This is a genomic window from Pelagerythrobacter aerophilus (genome assembly GCF_003581645.1).
Classification (GTDB): Bacteria; Pseudomonadota; Alphaproteobacteria; order Sphingomonadales; family Sphingomonadaceae; genus Pelagerythrobacter; species Pelagerythrobacter aerophilus.
This window is the reverse complement of sequence record NZ_QXFK01000019.1, coordinates 32567-56992: the sequence shown is the minus strand read 5'-3', so window position 1 is coordinate 56992 and position 24426 is coordinate 32567. Positions and strand designations below refer to the sequence as shown.

Annotated in this window: 34 protein-coding genes and 1 tRNA gene; 9 read left to right on the top strand and 26 right to left on the bottom strand. The window is 66.3% G+C overall.

Going from position 1 to position 24426, the window contains the following annotated elements; translation table 11 throughout:
* Positions 1-163: 163 nt before the first annotated feature.
* Positions 164-3085, top strand: coding sequence for a TonB-dependent receptor (locus D2V04_RS14120; RefSeq protein WP_119514371.1), 2922 nt, complete (start codon positions 164-166; stop codon positions 3083-3085).
* 58 nt (positions 3086-3143) lie between these two features.
* Here D2V04_RS14120 and D2V04_RS14115 read toward each other — a convergent pair whose 3' ends face one another.
* Positions 3144-3890 carry a queuosine precursor transporter gene (locus D2V04_RS14115; RefSeq protein ID WP_119514370.1) on the bottom strand — a complete coding sequence of 249 codons (747 nt, stop codon included), beginning with the start codon at positions 3888-3890 and terminating at the stop codon, positions 3144-3146.
* Between the two features lie 57 nt (positions 3891-3947).
* On the opposite strand from D2V04_RS14115, the gene D2V04_RS14110 reads away from it, so the two are divergent.
* Positions 3948-4024, top strand: a tRNA-Arg gene (locus D2V04_RS14110).
* 226 nt (positions 4025-4250) lie between these two features.
* Positions 4251-5990 (top strand): DEAD/DEAH box helicase, encoded by a 1740-nt coding sequence (locus D2V04_RS14105; protein ID WP_119514369.1) that lies wholly within the window; start codon positions 4251-4253, stop codon positions 5988-5990.
* A 24-nt stretch (positions 5991-6014) separates the two neighbouring features.
* Here the strand turns inward: D2V04_RS14105 and D2V04_RS14100 are convergent, their stop codons facing one another.
* The 11 genes from D2V04_RS14100 to leuC all read right to left on the bottom strand — a co-directional run bounded on the left by D2V04_RS14100 (position 6015) and on the right by leuC (position 13353).
* A complete protein-coding gene (locus D2V04_RS14100; protein WP_119514368.1) occupies positions 6015-6788 on the bottom strand; it encodes an NUDIX hydrolase in 774 nt (257 codons plus the stop codon).
* 272 nt (positions 6789-7060) lie between these two features.
* Positions 7061-7387, bottom strand: coding sequence for a Grx4 family monothiol glutaredoxin (grxD, locus tag D2V04_RS14095; protein WP_119514367.1), 327 nt, complete (start codon positions 7385-7387; stop codon positions 7061-7063).
* A 38-nt stretch (positions 7388-7425) separates the two neighbouring features.
* Positions 7426-7659 (bottom strand): BolA family protein, encoded by a 234-nt coding sequence (locus D2V04_RS14090; protein WP_119514366.1) that lies wholly within the window; start codon positions 7657-7659, stop codon positions 7426-7428.
* Positions 7660-7681: 22 nt separating this feature from the next.
* Positions 7682-8005: a DUF1476 domain-containing protein gene (locus tag D2V04_RS14085; protein ID WP_119514365.1), complete on the bottom strand. Its 324-nt coding sequence runs from the start codon at positions 8003-8005 to the stop codon at positions 7682-7684.
* 226 nt (positions 8006-8231) lie between these two features.
* Positions 8232-9242 carry an NADPH:quinone oxidoreductase family protein gene (locus D2V04_RS14080; RefSeq protein WP_119514364.1) on the bottom strand — a complete coding sequence of 337 codons (1011 nt, stop codon included), beginning with the start codon at positions 9240-9242 and terminating at the stop codon, positions 8232-8234.
* Positions 9239-9841: a 3-isopropylmalate dehydratase small subunit gene (gene leuD, locus D2V04_RS14075; protein ID WP_119514363.1), complete on the bottom strand. Its 603-nt coding sequence runs from the start codon at positions 9839-9841 to the stop codon at positions 9239-9241. Before leuD ends, D2V04_RS14080 begins: the two co-directional genes overlap by 4 nt.
* Positions 9841-10011: an isopropylmalate isomerase gene (locus D2V04_RS14070; RefSeq protein ID WP_119514362.1), complete on the bottom strand. Its 171-nt coding sequence runs from the start codon at positions 10009-10011 to the stop codon at positions 9841-9843. Before D2V04_RS14070 ends, leuD begins: the two co-directional genes overlap by 1 nt.
* Before the next feature lie 39 nt (positions 10012-10050).
* On the bottom strand, positions 10051-10545 hold the full coding sequence (locus tag D2V04_RS14065) for a DNA-deoxyinosine glycosylase (RefSeq protein WP_119514361.1): 495 nt from the start codon (positions 10543-10545) through the stop codon (positions 10051-10053).
* Positions 10542-11363 (bottom strand): N-acyl homoserine lactonase family protein, encoded by an 822-nt coding sequence (locus D2V04_RS14060; RefSeq protein ID WP_119514360.1) that lies wholly within the window; start codon positions 11361-11363, stop codon positions 10542-10544. Before D2V04_RS14060 ends, D2V04_RS14065 begins: the two co-directional genes overlap by 4 nt.
* A gap of 54 nt (positions 11364-11417) precedes the next feature.
* Positions 11418-11822, bottom strand: a complete 405-nt coding sequence (locus D2V04_RS14055) for a GFA family protein (protein ID WP_119514359.1) — start codon at positions 11820-11822, stop codon at positions 11418-11420.
* A gap of 97 nt (positions 11823-11919) precedes the next feature.
* The gene (gene leuC / locus D2V04_RS14050) at positions 11920-13353 is read right to left on the bottom strand and encodes a 3-isopropylmalate dehydratase large subunit (RefSeq protein ID WP_119514358.1); all 1434 of its coding nucleotides are present in this window, start codon (positions 13351-13353) and stop codon (positions 11920-11922) included.
* A 127-nt stretch (positions 13354-13480) separates the two neighbouring features.
* On the opposite strand from leuC, the gene D2V04_RS14045 reads away from it, so the two are divergent.
* Both D2V04_RS14045 and D2V04_RS14040 read left to right on the top strand, forming a co-directional pair.
* Positions 13481-13882, top strand: coding sequence for an acyl-CoA thioesterase (locus tag D2V04_RS14045; RefSeq protein ID WP_119514357.1), 402 nt, complete (start codon positions 13481-13483; stop codon positions 13880-13882).
* Between the two features lie 18 nt (positions 13883-13900).
* Positions 13901-14419 (top strand): sterol desaturase family protein, encoded by a 519-nt coding sequence (locus tag D2V04_RS14040; protein ID WP_119514356.1) that lies wholly within the window; start codon positions 13901-13903, stop codon positions 14417-14419.
* Positions 14420-14422: 3 nt separating this feature from the next.
* Here D2V04_RS14040 and D2V04_RS17985 read toward each other — a convergent pair whose 3' ends face one another.
* The 13 genes from D2V04_RS17985 to D2V04_RS17980 form a co-directional block, all read right to left on the bottom strand.
* Entirely contained in the window at positions 14423-14563 is a 141-nt protein-coding gene (locus tag D2V04_RS17985) for a hypothetical protein (RefSeq protein ID WP_182849763.1), read from the bottom strand.
* Between the two features lie 27 nt (positions 14564-14590).
* On the bottom strand, positions 14591-15250 hold the full coding sequence (locus tag D2V04_RS14035; RefSeq protein WP_119514355.1) for a hypothetical protein: 660 nt from the start codon (positions 15248-15250) through the stop codon (positions 14591-14593).
* 81 nt (positions 15251-15331) lie between these two features.
* Entirely contained in the window at positions 15332-15679 is a 348-nt protein-coding gene (locus tag D2V04_RS14030; protein WP_119514354.1) for a YbaN family protein, read from the bottom strand.
* A gap of 1 nt (position 15680) precedes the next feature.
* Positions 15681-16100 carry a SufE family protein gene (locus tag D2V04_RS14025; RefSeq protein WP_119514353.1) on the bottom strand — a complete coding sequence of 140 codons (420 nt, stop codon included), beginning with the start codon at positions 16098-16100 and terminating at the stop codon, positions 15681-15683.
* 131 nt (positions 16101-16231) lie between these two features.
* On the bottom strand, positions 16232-16474 hold the full coding sequence (locus D2V04_RS14020) for a hypothetical protein (RefSeq protein ID WP_182849762.1): 243 nt from the start codon (positions 16472-16474) through the stop codon (positions 16232-16234).
* Between the two features lie 41 nt (positions 16475-16515).
* Positions 16516-16770: a hypothetical protein gene (locus D2V04_RS14015; protein WP_119514351.1), complete on the bottom strand. Its 255-nt coding sequence runs from the start codon at positions 16768-16770 to the stop codon at positions 16516-16518.
* Positions 16770-17054, bottom strand: coding sequence for a hypothetical protein (locus tag D2V04_RS14010; protein WP_119514350.1), 285 nt, complete (start codon positions 17052-17054; stop codon positions 16770-16772). Before D2V04_RS14010 ends, D2V04_RS14015 begins: the two co-directional genes overlap by 1 nt.
* Positions 17051-17398, bottom strand: coding sequence for a hypothetical protein (locus D2V04_RS14005; protein WP_119514349.1), 348 nt, complete (start codon positions 17396-17398; stop codon positions 17051-17053). Before D2V04_RS14005 ends, D2V04_RS14010 begins: the two co-directional genes overlap by 4 nt.
* The gene (locus D2V04_RS14000; protein WP_119514348.1) at positions 17395-17700 is read right to left on the bottom strand and encodes a hypothetical protein; all 306 of its coding nucleotides are present in this window, start codon (positions 17698-17700) and stop codon (positions 17395-17397) included. The genes D2V04_RS14005 and D2V04_RS14000 overlap by 4 nt, the downstream gene beginning before the upstream one ends.
* Positions 17701-17728: 28 nt before the next feature.
* On the bottom strand, positions 17729-18106 hold the full coding sequence (gene pspC / locus D2V04_RS13995) for an envelope stress response membrane protein PspC (protein WP_119514347.1): 378 nt from the start codon (positions 18104-18106) through the stop codon (positions 17729-17731).
* Positions 18103-18399, bottom strand: coding sequence for an envelope stress response membrane protein PspB (pspB, locus tag D2V04_RS13990; RefSeq protein ID WP_119514346.1), 297 nt, complete (start codon positions 18397-18399; stop codon positions 18103-18105). Before pspB ends, pspC begins: the two co-directional genes overlap by 4 nt.
* Positions 18400-18402: 3 nt before the next feature.
* Positions 18403-19335, bottom strand: a complete 933-nt coding sequence (gene pspA / locus D2V04_RS13985; RefSeq protein ID WP_407672110.1) for a phage shock protein PspA — start codon at positions 19333-19335, stop codon at positions 18403-18405.
* Entirely contained in the window at positions 19332-19484 is a 153-nt protein-coding gene (locus D2V04_RS17980) for a hypothetical protein (protein ID WP_182849761.1), read from the bottom strand. Before D2V04_RS17980 ends, pspA begins: the two co-directional genes overlap by 4 nt.
* A 155-nt stretch (positions 19485-19639) precedes the next feature.
* Here D2V04_RS17980 and pspF point away from each other — a divergent pair, with 155 nt between their 5' ends.
* On the top strand, positions 19640-20677 hold the full coding sequence (gene pspF / locus D2V04_RS13980) for a phage shock protein operon transcriptional activator (RefSeq protein ID WP_119514345.1): 1038 nt from the start codon (positions 19640-19642) through the stop codon (positions 20675-20677).
* Here pspF and rnk read toward each other — a convergent pair.
* Entirely contained in the window at positions 20674-21078 is a 405-nt protein-coding gene (rnk, locus tag D2V04_RS13975; protein ID WP_119514344.1) for a nucleoside diphosphate kinase regulator, read from the bottom strand. The two genes, pspF and rnk, sit on opposite strands and share 4 nt — an antisense overlap.
* Positions 21079-21451: 373 nt before the next feature.
* Between rnk and rimP the strand changes: the two genes are divergently transcribed.
* Genes rimP through D2V04_RS13960 form a run of 3 tightly spaced genes read left to right on the top strand, consistent with a single transcriptional unit; the run spans position 21452 to position 24418 of the window.
* A complete protein-coding gene (gene rimP / locus D2V04_RS13970) occupies positions 21452-22018 on the top strand; it encodes a ribosome maturation protein RimP (protein WP_119514343.1) in 567 nt (188 codons plus the stop codon).
* Positions 22018-23682, top strand: coding sequence for a transcription termination factor NusA (gene nusA / locus D2V04_RS13965; protein WP_119514342.1), 1665 nt, complete (start codon positions 22018-22020; stop codon positions 23680-23682). The genes rimP and nusA overlap by 1 nt, the downstream gene beginning before the upstream one ends.
* A complete protein-coding gene (locus D2V04_RS13960; RefSeq protein WP_119514341.1) occupies positions 23663-24418 on the top strand; it encodes a DUF448 domain-containing protein in 756 nt (251 codons plus the stop codon). The genes nusA and D2V04_RS13960 overlap by 20 nt, the downstream gene beginning before the upstream one ends.
* Positions 24419-24426: the final 8 nt, after the last annotated feature.

The window sequence follows — 24426 nt, the reverse complement described above, 5'->3', positions numbered from 1 at the left end:
GGGGAATGCTACGTTCTCTGCATCTCCCCGCGCAATCGTATTCGGAAATTTCCGGGTTGCCGACCGGCTCTACTGGGTAACCCTATTGCCAGAAGCGCGTATCGTGATTTACTTTCCTTGCAGTTCAAGTCGCATCAGACGACTGGACAAGAGGAGAGGACGAATGAGGGGCAAGGCCACCCTGCTTGCCGGCATTTGCGCCGGTGTGCTCGCATTTCCCGCTAACGCTCAGGAAACTGACACGGACGAGGGTGTCGCCGCTGCGACCGGCGGCCCCGTCATCGTCGTTACTGCCCAGCGCCAGAACCAGAGTCTTCAGGAAGTGCCGATCGCGGTCAGCGCGTTCACTGCCGAAGCGCTCGAGGCGCAGCAGATCGAGAACGCCAGCGACCTGCAACTGACGCTTCCGAACGTCTCGTTCACCAAGAGCAACTTCACGGGCGCCAGCTTCACCATCCGGGGGATCGGCGATCTGTGTGTCGGTGTGAGCTGCGATAGCGCGACGGCGATCCACACCAACGGCGCGCCCTTGTTCGGAACACGCCTGTTCGAGACCGAGTATTTCGACCTCGAGCGGGTCGAAGTGCTGCGCGGTCCGCAGGGCACCCTGTTCGGCCGCAACGCGACGTCGGGCGTGGTCAACGTCGTCACGGCTAAGCCCGATCTCTCGGGCATCGCGGCGGCGGCGGACCTCGAGTATGGCAACTACAACAGCATCAAGGCGAAGGGCATGATCAACCTGCCCATCGGCGATGTTCTGGGCGTGCGGATCGCGGGCTTCTATCTCAATCGCGACGGCTATACCCGCAACCTCTACGACGACAGCCGGATCGACGACCGCGACATGTACGCGGTTCGCGGCAGCCTGCGCTTCGAGCCGGGGCCGGACACCACGATCGATCTCATGGGATATTACTTCCGCGAGACCGACAATCGCCTGCGCATCCAGAAGCAGGCTTGTCAGCGCGATCCGACGGGTGTTCTGGGCTGTCTCAACGCCCGGCTCGACTTCGACAAGGCCAATGCGGACTCGACACTTGCCTCGGTACTGAGTTCGCGGGAGCTCTTTGCCATCCAGGGCATCCCGGCAGCCCTGGGGCTCGGCAGCATCTATCCCGACGACGGTGACGGCTACTCGAACTTCGATGAGCCCAACGATGTGCGCACGGTCCGCACCGCATTCACGCCCGAATATTTCGCCGACGAACTGCAGGTGCAGGCGCGTCTGGAGCAGCGCTTCGGCGATCTGAACCTATCGGTTGGCGGGATGTATCAGGAAACTTCGGTCGACTCCCGTCAGGACTATAATCTCGGCGTACTCGACCGGTCCGGTTACCTGACTGCGCTGAGCACACTGGCCTTCCTTGCGCAGAACGGTACCGGTGCCCCGGGGTCGAACGCTTACTTCGCACCCATCGCGGAGGCGCTGATCCCTAATGGGCCGACCGGTGAGCTGTGTACCTCCGACAATCGTCAGGGCAGTCAGGGCGCTTATGAAGGACATGCGCTCTGCGCGGACGTGCCGTTGGCGTTCGACCGTTCGAACGGCGATCAGAAATCATGGTCGGCGGAAGCCATATTGAGCAGCGATTTCGACGGGCCGTTCAACTTCCTGCTCGGTGGGATCTATGCCAACACCAGGGTCCTCGAGAACAGCTACTACGTGAACTCGTTCGGTCTCGATTACGCGACCGGCATTCTTGGCACCTTCTCGGCGCTGTTTGCGGAAGACGAAGAAGGCGATCCGGCGCCCCTACCCCCCTCCTATCTCGCAACATCGATGTACCGCAACAATACGCGAGATTTCGAACTCGACAGCTACGGCATTTTCGGCGAAGTCTACTTCGACATTAGCGATAGGCTGAAGTTCACCGGCGGGCTGCGCTACAACAACGACAAGAAGTCGATAGCCGCCCGCACCTCGCTCGCGAGCTTTCTCAACCCGTTCGGCAATGACGGCGACCCGTTCGATTCACCCTACGTAGGCTCATACGACGCCGATCCCGGCACGGATGGCAATCAGATCGTCCAGGAGCGGTCGGTTTCGTTCGACGAGATTACCGGTCGCGCCGTGCTCGACTTCCAGGCGACGCCGGACAATCTGTTCTATGCGTCCTATTCTCGTGGCTACAAGTCGGGCGGCATAAATCCCCCGCTGTCACCTGTGTTCGATGTGGACGAGAGTTTCGGCCCCGAATCCATCGACGCGTTCGAGATTGGGACGAAGAACACCTTCGCCAATGGTGCTTTGCAACTCAACGCGACCGCGTTCTACTACAAGTACAAGGACTTGCAGCTCAGCCGCATCGTTGCCCGCACGTCGGTCAACGACTCAATTGATGCCAACATCTGGGGCGTCGAGATAGAGGGAATCATACGCCCGAGCCCGCGGTGGCTGATCAACGCGACCTTCAGCTATCTCAATGCCGAGGTGGCAGGCGATCAGTTCTTCTCCAACCCGCGCGATCCGGGCGGCGGCGATCCGGACGCAGTAATCATCAAGGATATCTCGAATGGCTCGCTGTGCGCCGTCACCGGCCCGGCGCCGGGCGCCGCGGCGGCGTTCGTAACGACCGTCAATACCGGCCTCGGCCTGCGCGGCCCCGAGGCTTTCCCGTCCGACAGCGGGATTGCTTCGAGCGGAGCATTCGGCATTTGCGCACTGCTCGACGCCAATGCGCCGACGGGCTTCTCCGTCCTCAGCCCCGGCGTCCAGGTGAACATCAAGGGCAACAAGCTGCCTCAGGCACCGGAGATGAAGGCATCTGTCGGCGTGCAATATACCGCCGAGTTCGCCAACGGCATGACGCTCGTGCCGCGCTTCGATATTGCCCTGACCGGCGAGCAGTACGGCAATGTCTTCAACGGCAACGTCAATCGGATCGAGTCCTTCGTTCAGGCGAATGCGCAGATCCAACTCAACGGCCCGGACGAGCGTTGGTATGTGCGCGGGTTCATCCAGAACATCTTCGACAGTTCGTCGATGACGGGCCTTTATTTGACCGATGCCAGCTCGGGGAACTTCACCAACATCTTCACGCTCGATCCGCGTCGCTACGGCATCGCGGTCGGTGCCAGGTTCTGACCGCAACGACGGTTGGGGAGAGGGGAAGGGGCCGGACCTTGTGGTCCGGCCCCTTTTGCTATCCGCGCTGCGCCGTGCCAGCGAAGGGTGAGAAGTTCGTCCCGGTGTCGTAGATATCGATACCCTCGCGCCGCTTGAGCGCACCGACCACCAGGTAGGTGACCGGCGTCAGCAGCGCCTCCCACGCCGCCTTGATCAGCCACTGCGACAGCACGACCTGCCACAGCAGTTCGACCGGCCATCCCGCGAGGCCCCAGAAGGCGAGGGGATAGAAGATCAGGCTGTCGAGCCCCTGGCCGACAACGGTCGAGCCGATCGTCCGCGCCCAGAGCGCCTTCCCGGCCGTCCAGACTTTCATCTTGGCGAGCACGAAGCTGTTGGCGAACTCGCCGGCCCAGAACGCCACCATCGAAGCGATCACGATGCGCCACGAATTGCCGAACACGAATTCGTAGGCCTCCTGTCCGGGCCATCCCTCCGCCGGCGGGAGGGCGACGACGATCCAGGCCATCACCGCCATGAAGGCGAGAGCGGCAAAGCCGGTCCAGATGACCCGCCGTGCCCGTGCGTAGCCGTACACCTCCGTCAGCACGTCGCCGATGATGTAGCTGATCGGAAAGAACAACACGCCAGCGCCGAACGACCACTCCATGCCCCCCGGCAGCGTCACGTACGACGGCTTGGATGCCCCGATGATATTCGACAGCAGCAGGATTGCGACGAACGCGGCCATGATCAGATCGTAGTAGCGGAAGGCCGGCGGCGGGCCTCGCCCCGTCTCGATGCGCTGCGGTGTCTCGTCCATGGCGCTGCCTATCGCGATTTGCGCCTCCGGAAAAGCGCGCTATGGCGCATGGCGCGCGCGCCCGTAGCTCATCTGGATAGAGCGCGAGACTTCTAATCTTGAGGCAGCAGGTTCGAGTCCTGCCGGGCGCGCCACTTGCTCCAAGCTGTCCAATTGTGGGTGCTTCGGACCACAGGATCGGCGGGGCGAAATCAGGGGAAGCCAAACGGGTGCGGATCGTGTATGGAGCCGCCGTCGCCATTGAGGCGACCGGCCGGCGAAGCGGCCGCAATTTCCATGACCGAGGCCATAGGGTCCGCTTGCCGCGAACACCCTCCGCCCCGCCGTCCTTTGTGGCGGCTTGGTCCATTAGTGAGCATCATGACCTTTCCCAATCTTCCGCCAATGCTTGGCGAAGCACTCGCCGAGCGCGGCTATGCCGAACTGACTGCCGTCCAGACAGCCGTTCTCGCTCCCGAGGCTGCGGCCCGCGACCTCATCGTCTCAGCCCAGACCGGTTCGGGCAAAACCGTCGCATTCGGCCTTTCGATGGCCTGCGATCTGCTCGAGGACTTCGGGGCGCCGACCCAGTCGCCTCTCGCCCTGGTCATCGCGCCGACGCGCGAACTGGCCCTGCAGGTCAGCCGAGAGCTGGGCTGGCTCTATGCCAAGGCCGGCGCGCGCATTGCGACCTGTGTCGGCGGCATGGACGCTTCGAAGGAGCGGCGCGTGCTGCGGGCCGGTCCGCACGTCGTCGTCGGCACGCCCGGCCGTCTGCGCGACCACCTTGAGCGGGGTGCGCTCGACCTGTCGAATCTCAAGGAAGTGGTGCTCGACGAAGCGGACGAGATGCTCGATATGGGCTTCCGCGAGGATCTCGAGGAGATTCTCGATGCGACTCCGGCGGAGCGGCGCACGTTGCTGTTCTCGGCGACGATGCCGAAACCGATTGTTGCGCTGGCCGAACGCTACCAGCGAGGTGCGCTGCGGATATCGACCGCGGGCGACGATCGCGGCCACGGCGATATCGCCTTTCAGGTGATCACGGTTTCACCCGCGGAGGTCGAGGCGGCAGCGGTCAATCTGCTGCGTTTCCACCAAGCCGAAACGGCCATTCTCTTCTGCGCCACCCGCGATAATGTCCGCCGGCTTCACGCGACGCTGCAGGAGCGGGGCTTCGCCGTCGTCGCGCTGTCGGGCGAGCACTCGCAGTCGGAGCGCAACCAGGCGCTCCAGGCCCTGCGCGACCGCCGTGCGCGTGTCTGCGTCGCGACCGACGTGGCGGCGCGCGGTATCGATCTGCCAAGCCTCAGGCTCGTCGTCCATGTCGATCTCCCCCGCGATGCGGAAACGCTCCAGCACCGCTCCGGCCGGACCGGCCGCGCCGGGAAGAAGGGCACTGCGGCGCTGATCGTGCCGTTTCCGCGGCGCAGGCGGGTGGAATCGATGCTACGCGGCGCCAGGATCAAGGCCGACTGGATCGATGCTCCGACTCCGGACGCGATCCGCACGCGGGACCGCGAGCGTCTGCTCGCGGAACTCCTGCAGCCGGCCGAGTTCGACGACGAGGATCGCGCGCTGGCCCAGCGCCTCCTTGCCGAACGCTCTCCGGAGGATATCGCCGCCGCTCTGGTGCGCGTGCATCGCGCCGCGATGCCGCAGCCGGAGGAGATGCTGGAGAACACGCCCGAGGCGCGCCGTGCCGCGCAAGAGGAACGGCATCGCCCGGGTTTCGAGGATACCGTCTGGTTCCGCATGGATATCGGGCGCCGGCAGAACGCCGACCCGCGCTGGATCTTGCCTTTGCTATGCCGCCGCGGCCACATCACCCGCAACGAGGTGGGGGCGATCCGCATCGGCGCCAACGAAACCCATTTTCAGATACCGCGAGCCATTGCCGAGAAGTTCGGTGCCGCGCTCCAGCGCACGGCGCGGGACGAGAGCGAGGATGAGGTCGTGCGGATCGAGCCTTCGGAAGGCCCGCGTCAGGCGGCTCATGCCAATCGGAGCGTCAAGCCTAACAAGTTTTCGCATAAGGGCCGGAAGGCCGGCCCGGGCGCTCCGAAAGGACGGCCCGGCGGGAAGCACAAGCCGCGTGGCCGCAAGGAGCGGAATGTGTGACGATGATCCTGTCTCGCGCGTCGACTAGCCGCGATTGACGCCCCGCAGGCGTTCGCGGGTGACGGGGTAGCCGGCATCGTCGGGAATGCAGATCCAGCCTTCGCCGTCATGCTCTTCGAAAAAGGGGGTGATCGTACGCGGGGGGTGAGCGGCGCAGTCGCTCAGGGCGGCGTCGAAATCGTCGAATTGTGCCAGGCGTTCCAGATTGCGGCGGGTGGGGAAGATCACCGTGAGCTCGCCGCGTTCGGCGGCTGCGAGGGCTTCGCGTGCGGTGACCCAGAACAGGTGCGTGTTCTCCGTCGCGTCGACCGCGATGTCGACGGCGCCGGTGCCGAGGTCCGCGAGATAGAAGCGCGTGTCGAACACGCGCGGCAGCCGCTCGTTCTTGGGGAACCAGCGCGCGAAGGGGACGATCGCTGCGAGATCGAGCGACCAGTCCATCGCCTCGAGCACGGGCGCCAATGTGCCCGCCTCGAGCAGCATCTGCCGCGCTTCGGCAGCGCGCCCTGCGTCGATTTCGCCGATCACTCCGATGGCGAGTCCGGTTTCCTCCAGCGTCTCGCGGATCGCGGCGATGCGGTGGGCGGCTTCGTCCACATCCTCGATTCCGGACAGGCGCTTGGCGAGATCGCGATCCGCCGGATCGACACGGCCGCCGGGGAAGACGGCAGCGCCGGCGGCGAACTTCATGAAATTAGCGCGTGTGACCATTAGGAGTTCGGGGGGGGCGCCCCCGGGGCCGCGGCGGAAGATCACGAGGGTGGCGGCGGGGATTCCGTCTGCGGGGGTGTCGCTCATCGGAAGGACTGTGGGGCCGCGCGGGCGGGATGCCAAGAGGGTGTCGGAATTTCTGACACTCGCCCCGCAGGGTTAATGCCTCTTCACCTTCGCCTGCCGCGCATTCGCGCGATTCCGGCGAACTGGCACGCGGGATGCATCGCAGGCCGCACCCACAATGGTCTTCGAACGAGGCGGCGCCACCCCCCAGTCTCCGGCGCCGTCTCCCCGCAAGCGAAAGGGCCCGCCCGAGAAATCGGACGGGCCCTTTCTGCATCCGCCGGGGCGGAACGTCAGGCCTTGGCGACCTGCTTGTCGGTGAGAAGTTGCTGCAATTCGCCGGCTTCGAACATCTCCATCATGATGTCGCTGCCGCCGACGAATTCGCCCTTCACATAGAGCTGCGGGATCGTCGGCCAGTCGGAGAAGGCCTTGATCCCCTGCCGGACCTCCATGTCCTGCAGCACGTCGACGCTCTCGTACGAGACGCCGCAGTGATCGAGGATGGCCACCGCACGGCTGGAAAAGCCGCACTGCGGGAACAGCGGCGTGCCCTTCATGAAGAGGACCACATCGTTCCCGCCGACGATGCCGGAAATGCGTTCATTGGTATCGGACATTGGAAAAACTTCCGCTCAGGTAATTCAAGTCGTGAGAGTCAGGTGGGCGCTTGGGTGGTCAGTTGCAAGGCATGGAGCACGCCGCCCATCTTTCCGCCGAGCGCCTCGTAGACCATCTTGTGCTGCTGCACCCGGCTCTTTCCGGCGAAAGCGGGGGAGACGACGTGCGCCGCGTAGTGATCCCCGTCGCCGGCGAGATCGCGGATCTCGACTTCGGCATCGGGCAGGGCGGACTTGATCATCCCTTCGATTTCGGCGGCGCTCATCGGCATGGCAGGTTCCTCGACGCGCCGATCAGCTTTCGCTCATCAACTGGCGCTTGGCCTCGACGGTCTTCTCGTCGAGCTTGGCACGAATGTCGGCTTCGTTGACGTCGCATTCGGCGGCGGTGAGGTCGCCGAGCAGCTTGCGGACCACGTCCTCGTCGCCAGCTTCCTCGAAATCGGCCTGGACGACCGCCTTCTTGTAGGCATCGGCTTCCTCGGCGGTGAGGCCCATCAGGCCGGCGGCCCATTCGCCCAGCAGGCGATTGCGCCGCGCCGCAATGCGGAACGCGGTCTCCTCATCCATCGCGAACTTGGCTTCTTCCGCGCGCTCGCGATCCTTGAAGTCGGTCATGCAGTCCTCTCGGAGTTGGGATAGGAGGTGGAGATAGTCACCTGCCCGCGCTCGGGCAAGTCACTCCATTGCCCGCATATGCGAGCGCGGTCTTTCCCCCCTCCCGCCTGCGGGAGAGGTCGGGGGGTGAGCAGCGGCGTCGCAACAGCCCGCCCCGCTGCGACTAGGTTCGCTGCGCTCACCCAAGTCTTGCTGCCCCTCCCGCAAGCGGGAGGGGAGAGGATGTTCAAACGGACCCGCTACCCATCGTCACGACGAGCTTGCCGACCGCCTGCCGGTTCTCCAGCTTGGCGATCGCCTCGCCGCCGCGTTCGAGCGGGAACGTCTCGGAGATCAGCGGGTCGATCCGGCCAGCTTTCAGCAGGTCGAACAGCTCGTCCACCTGGGCGCGGAACCGCTCGGGCTCGCGCGCGGTGAAGGCGCCCCAGAACACGCCGCAGATGTCGCACGATTTCAGCAGGGTGAGGTTGAGCGGCATCTTCGCGATACCCGCGGGGAAGCCGACCACCAGGAAGCGCCCCTCCCACGCGATCGCGCGCAGGGCCGGTTCCGAATACTGCCCGCCGACGACATCGTAGACGATGTTCGCGCCTTCCGGCCCGCAAGCGGCCTTGAATGCGTTGGCCAGTTCCTTGCTGGCCGCCTTGTCCATTTCGCCCTTGGGATAGATGACCACTTCGTCCGCCCCGGCCTTGCGGGCGACTTCGCCCTTCTCCTCGCTGGAGACGGCGGCGACCACGCGCGCGCCGTAGGCCTTGCCGAGCTCGACTGCGGAGAGGCCGACGCCGCCCGCCGCGCCGAGCACCAGCAGCACGTCGCCTTCCTTGATGTGGCCGCGATCCTTGAGACCGTGGATCGTCGTGCCATAGGTCATCATCAGAGAGGCGGCCTTTTCGAACGGCACCCCTTCCGGCACGGCGAACATGCGCCCGGCGGGCACGCAGACCTTCTCCGCCAGCCCGCCGTTGCCGATCCCGGCGAGTACGCGGTCGCCGACCTCCCACCCTTCGACGCCTTCGCCGATCGCCTCGATCACGCCAGCGATCTCGCCGCCCGGTGCATAGGGGCGCTCCGGCTTGAACTGATAGAGGTCGCGGATCATCAGCGTGTCGGGGAAATTGATCGCGCAGGCCTTCACGTCGACCAGCACCTGCCCCTTGGCCAGCTGCGGCACCTCCACTTCATCGAGCGTGAGGGTGTCGGCTCCGCCGACGGCGTGGGTGCGCAGGGCTTTCATGCAGCTCTCTCCATAGGTTTTGCCAGCCAGGGCAATTCCTGCGCCTGGTGCTTCTCGTAATCCGCGATTGCCGCGTCGCGAGTCAGCGTAAGGCCGACTTCGTCGAGCCCTTCCAGCAGGCAGTGCTTGCGGAACGGATCGATCTCGAACGTGAAGCGATCCTGGAAGGGCGTGGTGACGGTCTGGTTCTCGAGATCGATCGTGATCGGGTGTTCGCGCGCCACTTCGAGCAGGCGGTCGACCTGATCCTGCGGCAGCGCCACGGTCAGGATACCGTTCTTGAACGCGTTGCCGCCGAAGATGTCGGAGAAACTGGGCGCGATCACCGCGCGGATGCCGAGGTCGAGGATCGCCCATGCGGCATGCTCGCGGCTCGACCCGCAGCCGAAGTTGTCGCCCGCGATCAGGACCGGCGCGCCGGCGAACTCGGGATCGTCGAACACATTGCCGGGCTGGGCCCGCACCGTCTCGAACGCGCCGCGCCCCAGGCCTTCGCGGGTTACCGTCTTGAGCCAGTGGGCCGGGATGATCACGTCGGTGTCGACGTTCTTGGCGCCGAACGGGATCGCCCGCCCCTCGATAGTCGAGACCGGCTCCATCAATCGGTCTCGGGCTTCTCGCCCGAGGGAATCGGGCCGGGCTGGGTCGGCTCGTTCTTCGGCTTGCGCTTGGAGGCGTAGAGCAGGGCGGCCGCGACGGCTGCGGATCCTATGGCCGCGCCTGCGAGCGCCGCCTTTCCGCCGAGCGATGTGGGGAGCTTCTTGGTCATCGGGCTTTCATGCGAGGCGCATGGATTCTTGGCAAGGGGTCAGGCGAGGAAATCGGCTAGGCGCGCCCAAAGGCGCTCTTTCTCGGCCAGCGGCATGGCGGCGTAGGCGGGCGAGGAGGAGGGCAGGTCGATCAGCGCCAGATCGCTGCCGGCAAGCTGCGGCCGGCCGATCGCGGCGCTCTTGCGGCCGTTGAAGGCGACGGCGCGCAAGTCGGGCAGGGTGGCGAGGAGCTCGGCGAGCGGCGCGTGCTCCGCCTCGCGGATCGCGGCGTCGCCGCTGCCGATCCGGTGCGCCGAGGCGACCGTGTCCCACAGTGCGATCCGGTGCGCCTTGAGGGCTTCGAGCCGATCGTCGTAGTCGAGCGCAGCGAGGTCCACCCCGATCGCCCCGCCGACCAGGTGCCAGAACCGGTTCTGCGGATGCGCGTAGTACCGCCGGGCGGCGAGCGAGGCTTCGCCCGGCAGGCTGCCGAGGATCAGCACCCGCGCATCGGGCGCGGCGACCGCCGCGAAGGCGGACTTGCGCGCGGTCAGCGGGCGGCCTCCGGAAACGCGGGCAGCTTGGCGACGTCCGCCGGTTCGTGCTGGATGATCACTTTCACGCCGAGGTTCTTCGCCATCTTCTTTACCCGGTCGAACGAGGCGAGGGTGTCGGCCCGGTTGGTGTTGTAGGTGGGCACCCCTTCACGCTCGTAGTTGGCGGTGAAATGCGCGACGTCGCCGGTGAGCAGCACCGGTCCGGTCTCCGGCAGACGCACGAGCAGCGAATGGTGCCCGGGCGTATGACCCGGCGTGGCGAGGATGCGCACGCTGCGGTCGCCGAAGACATCCTTGTCGCCGGAAAATGCCTCGACTTTCGCCTGGCCCGACACCCAGGCGGGAAAGTGCGCAGGGTTGGCGTTGCCGAGCGGCGGATCGTGCGTGATTGCCTGCCAGTCCTCCTTGCCGATCAGCAGGGTCGCCTGCGGGAAATCCTTCGCCTGGCCGGTGTGGTCGTAGTGGTAATGGCTCACGCCGACGAACTCGATGTCGGCGGGGGCGATGCCGAGCTGCGCCAGTTGGTCGACCAAGGTGCGATCGAGAAAGAAGCCTCCGTCGGGATCTCCGCTGGTGGCCGGGTCGATGCCCGTGTCCCAGATCATCAGTCGCTCGCCGTGCCGGATGAGGTAACACGATCCGACGATGGCCTTCTTCATGCCGTCCGCGCCGCCGGTGTCGTCGAACGAGTCGAGCGGCCAGGGCTCGGTGGCGCGCCCGCAATCGAGCCGGGTCAGGCTCACGTCGGGCGCGGGTTCCGCAGCAGTTGCCGCGATCGAGGTGCAGGCGAGTGCGACGGCCAGAATGTGTTTCATCGGCTTGTTTCTCCCTGCCTCCGGTTGTGCCGTGCAGGGCGCCTGGGTCAAGCGTCAGAAGGCCTTGCCGTCGCCGATCTGTCCGGTGGCGGTGGTGATGAAATCGTCCGTCTCGTCGATCACGCCGCGCCCGTCCTGGTAGCGGACCTCGATCCCCTCGAGCTCGTCCTGCGCGAAGAGCCGCATGTTGACGCCGATGCGCCCGAGTTCGGTGTTGCCCGTCGGCGTCCAGTGCGTGGCGCTGCCGCAGCGCGGGCAGAAGTGCGTGGTGAGCCAGACATCGGGTAGGTCGTCGCGCTCGAAGCCCTTCGTCTCGCCGGTGACCGTCAGTTCCTCGGGCGCGAAGTAGCCGTAGGCGCCGCCGGTCGAGCGGCACAGGCGGCAGTTGCAGATGTTGATGTAGTCGGGCCTGCGCGGCAGTGCCAGCGTGACGCCCCCGCAGACGCAGCTTCCCTTCATTGCCCTGCTCCTCCCGCACGCCGTTGGCCCACCGCCAGCCCTATATCACACCTTCGCGTCATCCCAGCGAAAGCTGGGATGACGAGTCCTTGGTATCTCAGCGGGCCAGCTCGCGCACGTCCGTCAGGCGGCCGGTCACTGCGGCGGCGGCGGCCATGGCGGGGCTCATCAGATGGGTGCGGGCGCCGGGGCCCTGGCGGCCGACGAAGTTCCGATTGCTGGTGGAGGCGCAGCGTTCGCCCGCCGGCACCTTGTCGGGGTTCATCGCTAGGCAGGCCGAGCAGCCCGGCTCGCGCCATTCGAAGCCGGCGTCGGTGAAGACCTTGTCCAGCCCTTCGGCCTCCGCCTGATGCTTCACCAGCCCCGATCCGGGGACGACGATCGCCCACCGGACGCCGGCGGCCTTGTGCCGGCCGCGCAGGACCTGAGCGGCGGCGCGCAAGTCCTCGATCCGGCTATTGGTGCAGCTTCCGATGAAGACGTTCTCGATCGCCACGTCGGCGAGGCGCTGGCCGGGCTCGAGGCCCATGTAGGCGAGGCTCTTGCGCGCGGCTTCCTGCTTGGAGGGATCGGCGAAGCTTTCGGGGGCGGGGATGGTCCCGCCGATCGGGGCCACGTCCTCCGGGCTGGTGCCCCAGGTCACGGTCGGCTGGACGGCGGCGGCGTCGATCGTCACCGACTTGTCGAACACGGCGCCCTCGTCGGTCCGCAGCGTGCGCCACCAGGCGACCGCCCGGTCCCATTCCTCGCCCTTGGGGGCATAGGGGCGGCCTTTCAGGTATTCGAATGTGACATCGTCCGGCGCGATCAGGCCGGCGCGGGCGCCGCCTTCGATGCTCATGTTGCAGACGGTGAGGCGACCTTCGATGCTCATCTGCTCGAACACGCGGCCGCGGTATTCGATCACGTGGCCGGTGCCGCCGGCGGTGCCGATCACGCCGATCACGTGGAGGATCAGGTCCTTGGGCGTGATCCCGGGGCCGAGATCGCCCTCGACGCGGACTTCCATCGTCTTCGAGCGCGTGAGCAGCAGGGTCTGGGTGGCGAGGACGTGCTCGACCTCGCTGGTGCCGATGCCGAAGGCGAGCGCGCCGATCCCGCCGTGCGCCGCGGTGTGGCTGTCGCCGCAGACGATCGTTGCGCCGGGGAGGGAGAAGCCCTGCTCGGGCCCGACGACGTGGACGATGCCCTGCTCGGGCGCGGTCGCGCTAATGTAGCGGATGCCGAAATCGGGCGCGTTGCGCTCGAGCGCGGCGAGCTGCGCGGCGCTCTGCGGATCGGCGATCGGGATCGCGTTGCCGGCCGCATCGCGCCGCGGGGTCGTCGGCAGGTTGTGGTCCGGCACGGCGAGCGTGAGATCGGGGCGGCGGACGGTGCGGCCGCTGGCGCGCAGCGCGTCGAAGGCCTGCGGGCTGGTGACTTCGTGGACTAGGTGGCGGTCAATGAAGATCAGGCTGGTGCCGTCGTCGCGGGTCTCGACGACGTGCGCGTCCCAGATCTTTTCGTAGAGCGTGCGGGGGGCGTTGGGCATGCCTCTCGGGCTATGCCTGCCGCGTGCGCCCGACAAGATGGGAAAACTTGGCCGCGCTCAAGGATCGGCGCGACGACGTCCCGAGATTTGCAATGCAATTGCAACGGAAATCTGATAGCTTACACGTATGTCAGCAAGGTCATTCGCATTTCCGATCAAGGTCCAGCCCGCCGATATCGATTTCATGGGGCACGTGAACAACGCGCGCTATCTTGGCTGGGTGCAGGACGCGGTGCTCGCGCACTGGCGCAAGCTCGCCCCGTCGGATGAGGTGGCGAGCAAGGCCTGGGTCGCGCTCAAGCACGAGATCACCTACCGCAAACCCGCCTTCCTGGAGGACGACGTGATCGCGCGCACCGTGCTCGAGAGCATCAAGGGCGCGCGGGCGTTCTACTCCACCGTGATCCAGCGCGGGGAGGACGTGCTGGCCGAAGTGAAATCGAGCTGGTGCTGCATCGACGCCGAGACCCTGCGCCCGGCGCGCATCGGCGAGGACATCTCGCGCTTCTTCTTTCCCAAGGACGACTAGCGTATAGTCGCGCTCGTCATGAGCGTGATTGTGCCCGCCCTGATCGTTCTCGCCACCGTCGTTGCGATGGAGGGGGTTGCCTGGGCGAGCCACAAGTACGTCATGCACGGGTTCGGCTGGGCCTGGCACCGCGACCATCACGAACCGCACGACCGGATGCTTGAGAAGAACGACCGCTTCGCCTTGGTCGGCGCGGGGCTGAGCATCGCGATGTTCGCGCTCGGCAGCCCGCTGGTCATGGGCGAGGGCGCGTGGTGGCCGGGCACCTGGATCGGGCTCGGCGTGCTCGTCTACGGCGTGATCTACACGCTGGTGCACGACGGACTGGTCCACCAGCGCTACTTCAAATGGGTGCCCAAGCGCGGCTACGCCCGGCGGCTGGTCCAGGCGCACAAGCTCCACCACGCGACCGTTGGCAAGGAGGGCGGGGTGAGTTTCGGTTTCGTCTTCGCCCGCGATCCGGCCCGACTGAAGACCGAACTGAAACGCCAGCGCGAGGCTGGGCTGGCGACGCTGCGCGACAGCGCCGGGCGCTGAAACTCAGTCCAGCCGCACGCCGAGGCTGACCCCCGCGCCGACATCCGCCGGGCCGTTCACGCCCGCGGAACCGTATACGCCGAGCGACAACCCGCTGCCCAGCGCGGTGTTGACCCCGCCGAAGACCCGCTGCTGATCGTCCACCAGGCCGCTCGCGTTCTCCTCGTAGCTTTAGCCCAGATGGGCCGAGGCCGACCTGCCGAGGCGCACGGCGGCGCCGGCATGGCCGGCCAGCGTATCCTCCAGATCGTATTCGGCCGGATCGCCGACTTTGGTGTAGCTCACCCCTGCGAATGGCGTCACCGCTCCGACCGTCTTGGAGAGATCGGCGCCGACGCGGTAATCGGTCTTGCCGGTGCCGAGGCCCTTGTCGGTCGAGGCGGTCGGAAGCTTCACCCCGCCGCTCAGTGAGGCGTTCACCCCCTGGATCGGAAGTTGGTAGGCCGCATCGACCCGTACATCGCCGATCCCCTCGCGCGTGCTGACTTCGGGCGGCCCGGCCGGGTCGACGAGGATGGGAAGGCCGAGCGGACCGCTCGGCACCACCACGTCTCCCGGCGCCTTCACGCGCATGTAGGGGACCTGCGCGGTCACGCGCACGCGCCCCGCGATCACTTGCGCCGCAACGGGAATCGAGAACTTCTCGACCTTGCGCCCGTCGTTCAGCTCGATCTCTTGAAATTCCGCACCGGTGAAGAATTCTACCGCGGTGTCGTCACCCTCGGTGGTGGCCTCGGGTTTGACCTCCTCACGCTGCTGTGCGGCAAGCGGCGCGGCGAGGACGAGCAGAGGTAAAGGCAGCAGGCAGGCGCGAAGGTAAGGCAAGATCATCGTCTCCGATCAGCAGAACAGGTTCCGATCGGACAACGGATGGCAGGCTCGGTTTAATCCCTCTCGCCGCGCCTCGCCGGTTTATTCGTTGCGGGTCGCGATCCAGCTTCCGGCGACAACGAGGATCGCAATCGAGATCCAGTACCACGGGTGGCCGAGCGTGTACCAGGTGAACACCGCGCCGATGGTCATCGCGCCGATCGCCATCGTCTTGGCCCGGCGGGAGATCGCGCGGCGTTCGCGCCAGTCGCGCACTTGCGGGCCCCAGTGCGGATGGTCGAGAATGCGCTGCTCCCACTCCGGGTTGCTGCGCGCGAAGCAGTAAACCGCCAGCAGCAGGAACGGCACCGTCGGCATGATTGGCAGGAACGCACCGACCGCCCCGAGCCCCACCGATACGATGCCTCCGATGAGGAAGAGGCGGCGCATGTCAGCTCGTCGGCCCGCTCTGGGCGATCCGCGCGGCGTGATCCTTCACCAGCGCGATCATGTTGGGCACGCCCTGCGTACGGTTCGAGCTGAGCTGGTTCTTGAGGTCGAACGGCGCGAGCGCCGCCGTCACGTCCATCGCGGCGACTTCGGCGGCCGGCTTGTCCTGCACCGCGGCGATCACCAGCGCGACGATCCCCTTGGTGATCGCGGCATTGCTGTCGGCGAGGAAGTGTAGTTCGCCGTTCCGCTCGGTCGGATAGACCCAGACCGCGGCGGAGCAGCCGCGCACCAACGTGGCGTCGGTCTTGAGCGCCTCCGGCATCGGCTCGAGCTCGCGGCCGAGCTCGATCAGCAGGCGATAGCGTTCGTCGCCTTCGAGAAACTCGTATTCTTCGCGGATATCGTCGAGCGTTCGCATGATGGGGCAGTTAGGGGGGCGAGGGCGAAAACGAAAGCCCTGGCAGCGGAGCGTTGTCGGGGGAGGGGAGCGGCCTCCCGTTTTCTCCGTGGAAAAGGGCGTGCCATCCCGGCTTTCGCTGTGACGAAGGCCTACAGGTCCACTCCGCTGGCGATCGCCTCGAGCCTGCGGATGCGTTCCTTGAGATCGGCAATCTCGATCCGTGCGCCCCCCATTTGCGCGCCGCCTTCGATCTCGCGCAGGGGCCGCGCGCCGACGCGGTCGAGTTCGCGCTCCTTGAGAGTCAACCAGCCCTGCCAGCCGCGCAAGGCGGCGAGCGCGATGATGCCGATGGCGACGAGCGCTGCGGCGGCGATGATGATCTGGTCGCTCATATGCATTGCTCCTTCCCTTGCGATTCCTTGTGGGGCCGGGCCTACCTGTCGCGCAGCCGCTCGATTTCGTCGGCGATCGCCTTGGCCTCGCGCCCGTCGACGGTGATCTGTTCCAGTACCTTCACGCGCTCGCGCAGCTCCTCCAGCTCGCGCTGGGTGCCGGGATCGGGCTGCGGTGCGGCGAGATCGTTCCCTCGTTCCGCGTGCCGGTGTCTGCGGCGTGCCTGCCGCGCCGCCATGACCTGCACGAAGCCCCAGATGGCGGCGATTACGACCAGAGCGGTCCAGAAATTCATCACACCTTCTCCCGGCTGTCGATATCGTGGCGCAGACCCTCGATCTGCATGGCCAGATCCTGGCCGCGATCCGTGGCGATCCGTTCGAGGACGCGCAGGCGGCTTTCCAGCTTGGTCACGTCCGCGTCGCCCGTCCGGCTCCGCGCTTCGGCTGCGCGGGCCTGCAATTCGAGCTCGCGCTCACGGTTCGTCAGGCGCCGCTTGTAGGCATCGAGCCAGATGCCGGCGCCCGAGATCAGGCCGATGACGAGCGCGCAGAAGGCGATGGCTTCAGCAATGTTCACTGCACCTTCTCCTTGCCTTCGCGCAGACGGTCGATCTCATGCGTGAGCTGATAGCCGCTGTCGGTGACGATCCGCTCCACATTGGCGAGCCGGTCCTTCATCGATCCGACCTCGGCGCGCAGCTCGGCGTTCTCCTGCGTCAGAAGCCTGATCCGCTCGGCGGCCTGGGCATCGGTGCTCGGCTTGAGCGACTGGCCCCACATGCCTTCCAGCGGATAGCCGTGCTTGATCCGCAACCGGGTGGTGTGGATCCACCCGAACACGCCCGCCAGACCGACGGCGGTTGCGCCGGCGATGATCCAGGGCAGATAGGGGAGAAGTTCGATGCCCTGCACTTGCATCATGCGTTCTCCCGGTTCGGCATGCGAAGCGGCACACCGGTGTCGCGTTCCTCGACCTCGCGCTTGTCGCGCAGGGCTTCGATCTGGGTGGCGATGTCGTAGCCGCGGTCGGTGACAATGCGCTCGAGCACCTGGACCCGCTGTTCGAGCTCGGCAACGCGGCTGGAGTATTGCGCGGCCTGTTCGGCGGTCTGGCTGGCGGTCGCGGCGAGGCGCTTCTCCTCCAGCTTGCTGTGCTTCACGATCCAGACGATGCCGAGCACCATCAGGAAGGGTGCCAGCGGTACGAGAATTCCAAGGTCCATTCAGACTTCCCCTTCCTTGCGTATGGTCTCAGCGCAGCCGCTCGATTTCGGCGGTCAGGCGCGGGTTGGACGAGACGTAGTAGGTTTCGACTTCGGCCAGGCGCCGGTCGATGTCGCGCATCCGGGCGCGGATCTCGCGCGCCGTGCGCTTCGGGCTCTGCCGCACGCGCTGCCAGTACTGCTGCTCCTCCCGGTCGACGTAGAGGTGCGGCGGCTTCTTGTTCAGCAGCAGGCCGGCGATGAAGTAGAACGGTATGGTACCGCCGCCAGCCACGAAGGTCAGGCCGATGAACCCGAGCCGGACCCAGAGCGCGTTGACCCCGGTATAGTCGGCGATCCCGGCGCAGACGCCCATCAGCTTGGCGTTCTGCTTGTCGCGGTAAAGCGTGGTGCGCGGGCTGTTCACTGGTGGGCTCCCTTCTTCTCGGCGAGCATACGGTCGAGCTCGCGCAGCTTTTCGTTGTCGATTTCGCGGTCGTGCATCAGCCGGGCCGGCTTGAAGTCCGGGTTGTCGGAAGCCACCAGCCGCTCGACCGTGTCCATCCGCTCGTCGAGCCGCTTGGCGAGGCTGTAGAGCTCCTCGAGGAGGGCCTCGTCGTCGGTGGTGATCGTGGCGGAGGTCTTCCACTTCGTGACGTAGTGGAAAATGATCCACGGGAGCGCGATGAAGATCGCGACGATTGCCAGTACTCCTTCCATGGATCAGTCCCCCTTGTTTGCGGCGTCGCCCTTGCCGAGCGCGCGCTTCATCTCTTCCAGTTCCTCGTCGACCCGGTCCGAGTCCTCGAGCGAGGCGATTTCGTCGGCGAGCGAGAGCTGACCGCTGCCGTCGGACAGCGAGAGCGCGTCGGCGCGCCCTTCGGCGTAATCGACGCGGCGTTCGAGCTGGTCGAAGCGCGCCAGCGCCTCGTCGGTCCGCTCGGTGCTCATCAGCGTGCGCAGCTTGACCCGGTTTTCGGCGCTTTCGAGGCGCGCGGCGATCGCGGTCTGGCGGCTGCGGGCCTCGCGTAGGCGCTGCTGCAGCTTGGCGATGTCCTGCTCGTAGGCGCGCAGCGCGTCGTCGAGCACCGCGATTTCCTGCTTGAGCTGCTCGCCCATGTCGGCGGCCTTCTTCTTCTCGACCAGCGCGGCGCGGGCGAGATCCTCGCGATCCTTGCTGAGCGCGAGCTGGGCCTTCTCGCCCCAGTCCGCCTGGAGCCGGTCGAGCTTGACCGTATGGCGATGCATCTCCTTCTGGTCGGCGATGGTGCGCGCGGCGCTCGCGCGGACCTCGACCAGCGTCTCCTCCATCTCGAGGATGATCATGCGGATCATCTTGGCCGGGTCGTCGGCCTTGTCGAGCATGTCGTTGAAGTTTGCGGCGATGATATCGCGGGTACGGCTGAAAATTCCCATCAGGGGCACTCCGTTGAAATTGAACTCGCTCGACCAGCCGCCGCCTGCACGTGCGTGTGACCGGCCCTGCGTCGGCCTTCCCTGCGTCGGGGTCGGGCTGGTACGCAAGCGCTCGACTTCCTCGTCGAGACGCGACAGGCGGCTATGGGCCGAAGCGCGATCGGCGCGCTGTCCGGCGCCGCGGGACTGGGGGGACTCGCGCTCCGGCCCAAAGGGATCGAGATCGGTCGGCTTGGTCACGCCAGTTCGACCTGTTGGCAGCCGATCGTCGCGGCCATGGCCGGGGTCGCCTGCATCTGGCCGCTCAGCGCCACGAACAGGGCCATCGCGGTGACGCTGGCGAGGGCTGCCTGTCCCAGCTTGGTCTGAAAGAAGCGGCGGTCGTACATCGTGTGGGTCCTCCCGGAACTCGGTTACGGAAACCATTTCGCAAGAGGTGTGCCAAACTCGCAGAGTGGTGGAATTTCAACTGCTTACCGGTATGTCGCAAGCCGGGTGTTGGTTTATGTTGCCAACAATCGGCGAATTTCACTATAGATTGGCCATGGATCGCGATAACCAGTTCATCGGTCAATCGAGCGCGTTTCTCGACGCGGTCGAGCGCGCCAGCCGCGCGGCTCCGATGCGCAGGCCGGTGCTGGTGATCGGCGAGCGGGGGACCGGCAAGGAATTGATCGCCGAACGCCTCCACCGCCTCTCGACCCGCTGGGACGAGCCGCTCGTGACGATGAACTGCGCCGCGCTGCCCGAAACGCTGATCGAGGCGGAGCTGTTCGGCCACGAGGCCGGAGCCTTCACCGGCGCTACCAGAGTCCGCGCGGGAAGGTTCGAGGAAGCCGACAAAGGGACGCTATTTCTCGACGAACTGGGCACGCTGTCGATGGCGGCACAGGAGCGGCTGCTGCGCGCGGTCGAATATGGCGAGGTCACGCGAATCGGATCGAGCCGTCCGATCCGGGTCGACGTGCGGATCGTCGCCGCGACCAACGAGAACCTGCCCGAGCTCGCGGAGCGCGGCGAGTTCCGCGCCGACCTGCTCGACCGGCTGAGCTTCGAGGTGATCACCCTGCCGCCGCTGCGCGTGCGCGAGGGCGATGTCGAGGTGCTCGCCGAATACTTCGGCCGGCGCATGGCGGCGGAGTTGCACTGGGAAGGCTGGCCCGGTTTCGCCGAGCATGTCGCGCGCCAGCTGGAGGAGCATTCCTGGCCAGGCAATGTCCGCGAACTGCGCAATGTGGTCGAGCGGGCGGTCTATCGCTGGGACAGCTGGCGCGAGCCGATCGGGCACGTTCAGTTCGACCCGTTCGATTCGCCGTGGAAGCCGTTCTCGCCCGCCACGCGCAAGGCGCAGACCGGCGCGTCCGCCCCGGCAGCGCCCGCGCAGCCGGGAGGAGCCGATCTCGATGGGATCGAGGACCTGCGCGCCGAAGTCGATGCGCACGAGCGCCGCATCGTCGAGCATGCTCTCGGCAAGCACCGCTGGAACCAGCGGCAGACCGCGAAGGCGCTCGGCCTCACTTACGACCAACTCCGGCACTGTATCCGCAAGCACGGCCTGGCCGAGCGGAACGACGAGGACTAGCCCGGCCGGGCGACGTTCCCGATCGTCAGCAGCCGTTCCTCCCCGCTGCGGTCGGGCCAGCTTATCGACTGCCCCACGCGCAGGCCGATCAGCCCGGCGCCGACGGGGGTGAGGATCGAAAGCCGCCCCTCGGCGATATCCGCATCCTTCGGGTAGACGAGCTTGACCGTTCGCCGTTCGCCCGTCTTCTCGACGACGAACTCGACCGTCGAGCCCATGGTCACCACGTCGCCGGGCACCTCTTCGGCGGGCAGGGTCTCGGCCCGGTCGATCTCCTCCAGCAGCATGCGGCTGACGTTGGGATGGCGGGTGCGGATGCCGAAGGCGAGATCGGCGAGCGCATCGGCTTCGCTTTCGACGAGGGTGATGGGAGGCCGTTCTGCGGCCTGCTGGACGTTCATGGATCGAATCTTTCGAGGAAGGTGCGAAAAAGACGCGCGCCGGCGCGTCAGAAGGCGGACTGCTCGCCCCGGGACCGGGGCGTGCGCGCACCGAACCCGGGGCTAGATGCCCGCGAGAAGCTGTCCCCCGTGATGTCGAAAGTACGCCCTTGTCATCGTGCGAAGCTGTCACCTTGGCGGTGCGGTGTCAAATGGAAGCGGCGCCCGGCCGAAGCGATGAGTCGAATGCAGTTGCAAATGGGGCGGGCCGAGTCTATCTGCCCATCAATCCCGACATTGTCGCGACACTGGAGGGGCTGGCGCCGCAAGGGGCCGGCCAAAGGGCCATTGAGCAACCTGCTTGTCGCATCCGTCGTGTAAACATGGAGACCGAATGGCCGATCTGACGCGCCTGACCGAGATTATCGAGCCCGAAGCGAACGCGCTCGGCTTCGATCTCGTGCGCGTGAAGATGATCGCCTCCGAAGCCGGCGACGGCGGGCAGGCGCTGCAGGTGATGGCGGAGGACCCGGCGACCGGGCAGCTCGTGCTCGACCAGTGCGCCGCGCTCTCGCGCCGCATCTCCGACCGGATCGACGAGCTCGAGGAACAGGGCACGGTGCTGGTCGAAGGCGCCTATCACCTGGAAGTCAGCTCCCCCGGGATCGACCGGCCGCTCGTCCGGCCGAAGGATTTCGAGAACTGGGCGGGGCACGAGGCGAAGATCGCGCTCGCGGAGAAGATCGACGGGCTGCGCAACCTGCGTGGCGCCCTGGGCGGTCTTCAGGACGGCAAAGTGCTGATCGAGGACCGCAAGGGGGGCGCCATCGCGGTGCCGCTCGACGCAATTCATTCGGCGAAGCTCGTCCTGACCGACGAGCTTATCGCCGCAACCAGACCGCTCGACACCACCGGTGCCGAGGAAATCGACGAAGTCACAGAAGAGAAGGCTGACGACTGATGGCCAGTGCAATTTCCGCCAACAAGGCCGAGCTGCTCGCGATCGCGAACGCGGTCGCCTCGGAGAAGATGATCGACAAGGCGATCGTCATCGAGGCGATGGAAGAAGCGATCCAGAAGAGCGCGCGCAACCGCTACGGCGCCGAGAACGACATTCGCGCCAAGCTCGACCCGCAGACCGGCGACCTGCGCCTGTGGCGCGTTGTGGAAGTGGTCGAGGAAGTCGAGGACTACTTCAAGCAGGTTGACCTCGAAGCAGCCAAGAAGCTCGACGCCGAGGCCAAGCTGGGCGACTTCATCGTCGATCCGCTGCCGCCGGTCGACCTCGGCCGTATCGACGCGCAGAGCGCCAAGCAGGTCATCTTCCAGAAGGTCCGCGATGCCGAGCGCGAGCGCCAGTACGAGGAATTCAAGGACCGCGCCGGCGAAGTCATCACCGGCGTGATCAAGTCGGTCGAATTCGGCCACGTGATCGTCAACCTCGGCCGGGCCGAGGGCGTGATCCGCCGCGATCAGCAGATCCCGCGCGAGGCCGCGCGTGTCGGCGAGCGCGTGCGTGCGCTGATCACCAAGGTCGAGCGCAACAACCGCGGGCAGCAGATTTTCCTCAGCCGCGCGCATCCCGAATTCATGAAGAAGCTCTTCGCGCAGGAAGTGCCCGAGATCTACGACGGCATCATCGAGATCAAGGCCGCCGCCCGTGACCCGGGCAGCCGTGCCAAGATCGGGGTGATCAGCCGCGACAGTTCGATCGATCCGGTCGGCGCGTGCGTCGGCATGAAGGGCAGCCGCGTCCAGGCGGTCGTGCAGGAGCTGCAGGGCGAAAAGATCGACATCATCCCCTGGAGCGAGGACACCGCGACCTTCGTCGTCAACGCGCTCCAGCCGGCCACCGTCAGCCGCGTCGTGCTCGACGAGGACGAAGGGCGGATCGAAGTCGTCGTGCCCGACGACCAGCTCAGCCTCGCGATCGGCCGCCGCGGCCAGAACGTGCGTCTCGCCAGCCAGCTCACCGGTCACCAGATCGACATCATGACCGAGGAAGAGGCGAGCGAGAAGCGGCAGAAGGAATTCGCCGAACGCTCCAAGATGTTCGAGGAAGAGCTCGACGTCGACGAGACGCTGAGCCAGCTTCTCGTGGCCGAAGGCTTCGCCGAACTCGACGAAGTCGCCTATGTGGAGCTCGACGAGCTCGCCTCGATCGAAGGCTTCGACGACGAACTCGCCGAAGAGCTGCAGAGCCGTGCGCTCGAAGCGATCGAGCGGCACGAGGAAACGGCGCGCACCGAGCGCCGCGAGCTCGGCGTCGAGGATGCTCTGGCCGAGATCCCGCACCTGACCGAGCAGATGCTCGTCACGCTGGGCAAGGCCGGCATCAAGACGCTCGACGATCTGGCCGACCTCGCCACGGACGAGCTGATCGCCAAGAAGCGCGAAGCCCCGCGCCGCCGCAACAATACCGACGGTCCGCCGACCCGGCGCCCCCCGGTGCGCGAGCAGGACAAGGGCGGCGTGCTCGGCGAATACGGCCTGAGCGAAGAGCAGGGCAACGAGATCATCATGGCCGCCCGCGCGCATTGGTTTGAAGATGAGGAGCCGGCTCCCGCGCCGGCTGCCGAGGAACCCGCCACCGAGGAGGCCGCCGATGCGGACTCCGAACAATGAGCGCCTGACGTCCGACATCGCTGACGCCGCCGGCGCGGGGAAATCCGCGCCGGAACGGCGATGCATCCTCTCAGGGGAGCATGGCGCGCGCGATGCGTTGATCCGCCTCGCGATCTCGTCCGATGGCCTGGTGTTGCCCGATCCGCTCGCCAAGGCGCCCGGCCGCGGTGCCTGGATCGGCGTCACGCGCGCCGCGCTCGAAGGAGCGGTGGCGAAAGGCCGGCTGAGCGGAGCGCTGGCGCGTGCGTTCAAGGGCGCGCCGCTGACGGTGCCCGAGGACCTGCCGCAGAAAGTCGACGATGCGCTGGTCCGCGTGCTGCTCGACCGGCTGGGACTCGAAATGCGCGCCGGAAAGCTTATCTTGGGGTCCGACCGGATTGCCGAGCACGCGCGCAGCGGCCGCGTGGCTCTGCTGCTCCATGCCGCGGACGCCAGCGAAGACGGGACCAGGAAGCTCGACCAGGCCTGGCGCGTCGGGCGCGAGGCGGAAGGGACCGGCGAGAGAGGCATCCGCTTGCCACTGGACCGAGCGGCGCTGTCTGTGGCATTGGGCCGCGACAACGTCGTCCACTTGGCGCTGGCCGGTGATGCTGCGGCCGAGCGGATCCGAGCGATCCTCGCGCGCCTGTTGCATTTCAGGGGTCTTGCGACCGTTGACGATGACGGTGAACCGGCTGCCGGTTCACCGCGATCCCCGGTCTCGGCCGGGGACAAGCTGATTGATTTGAAGGATTGACGAGTTTT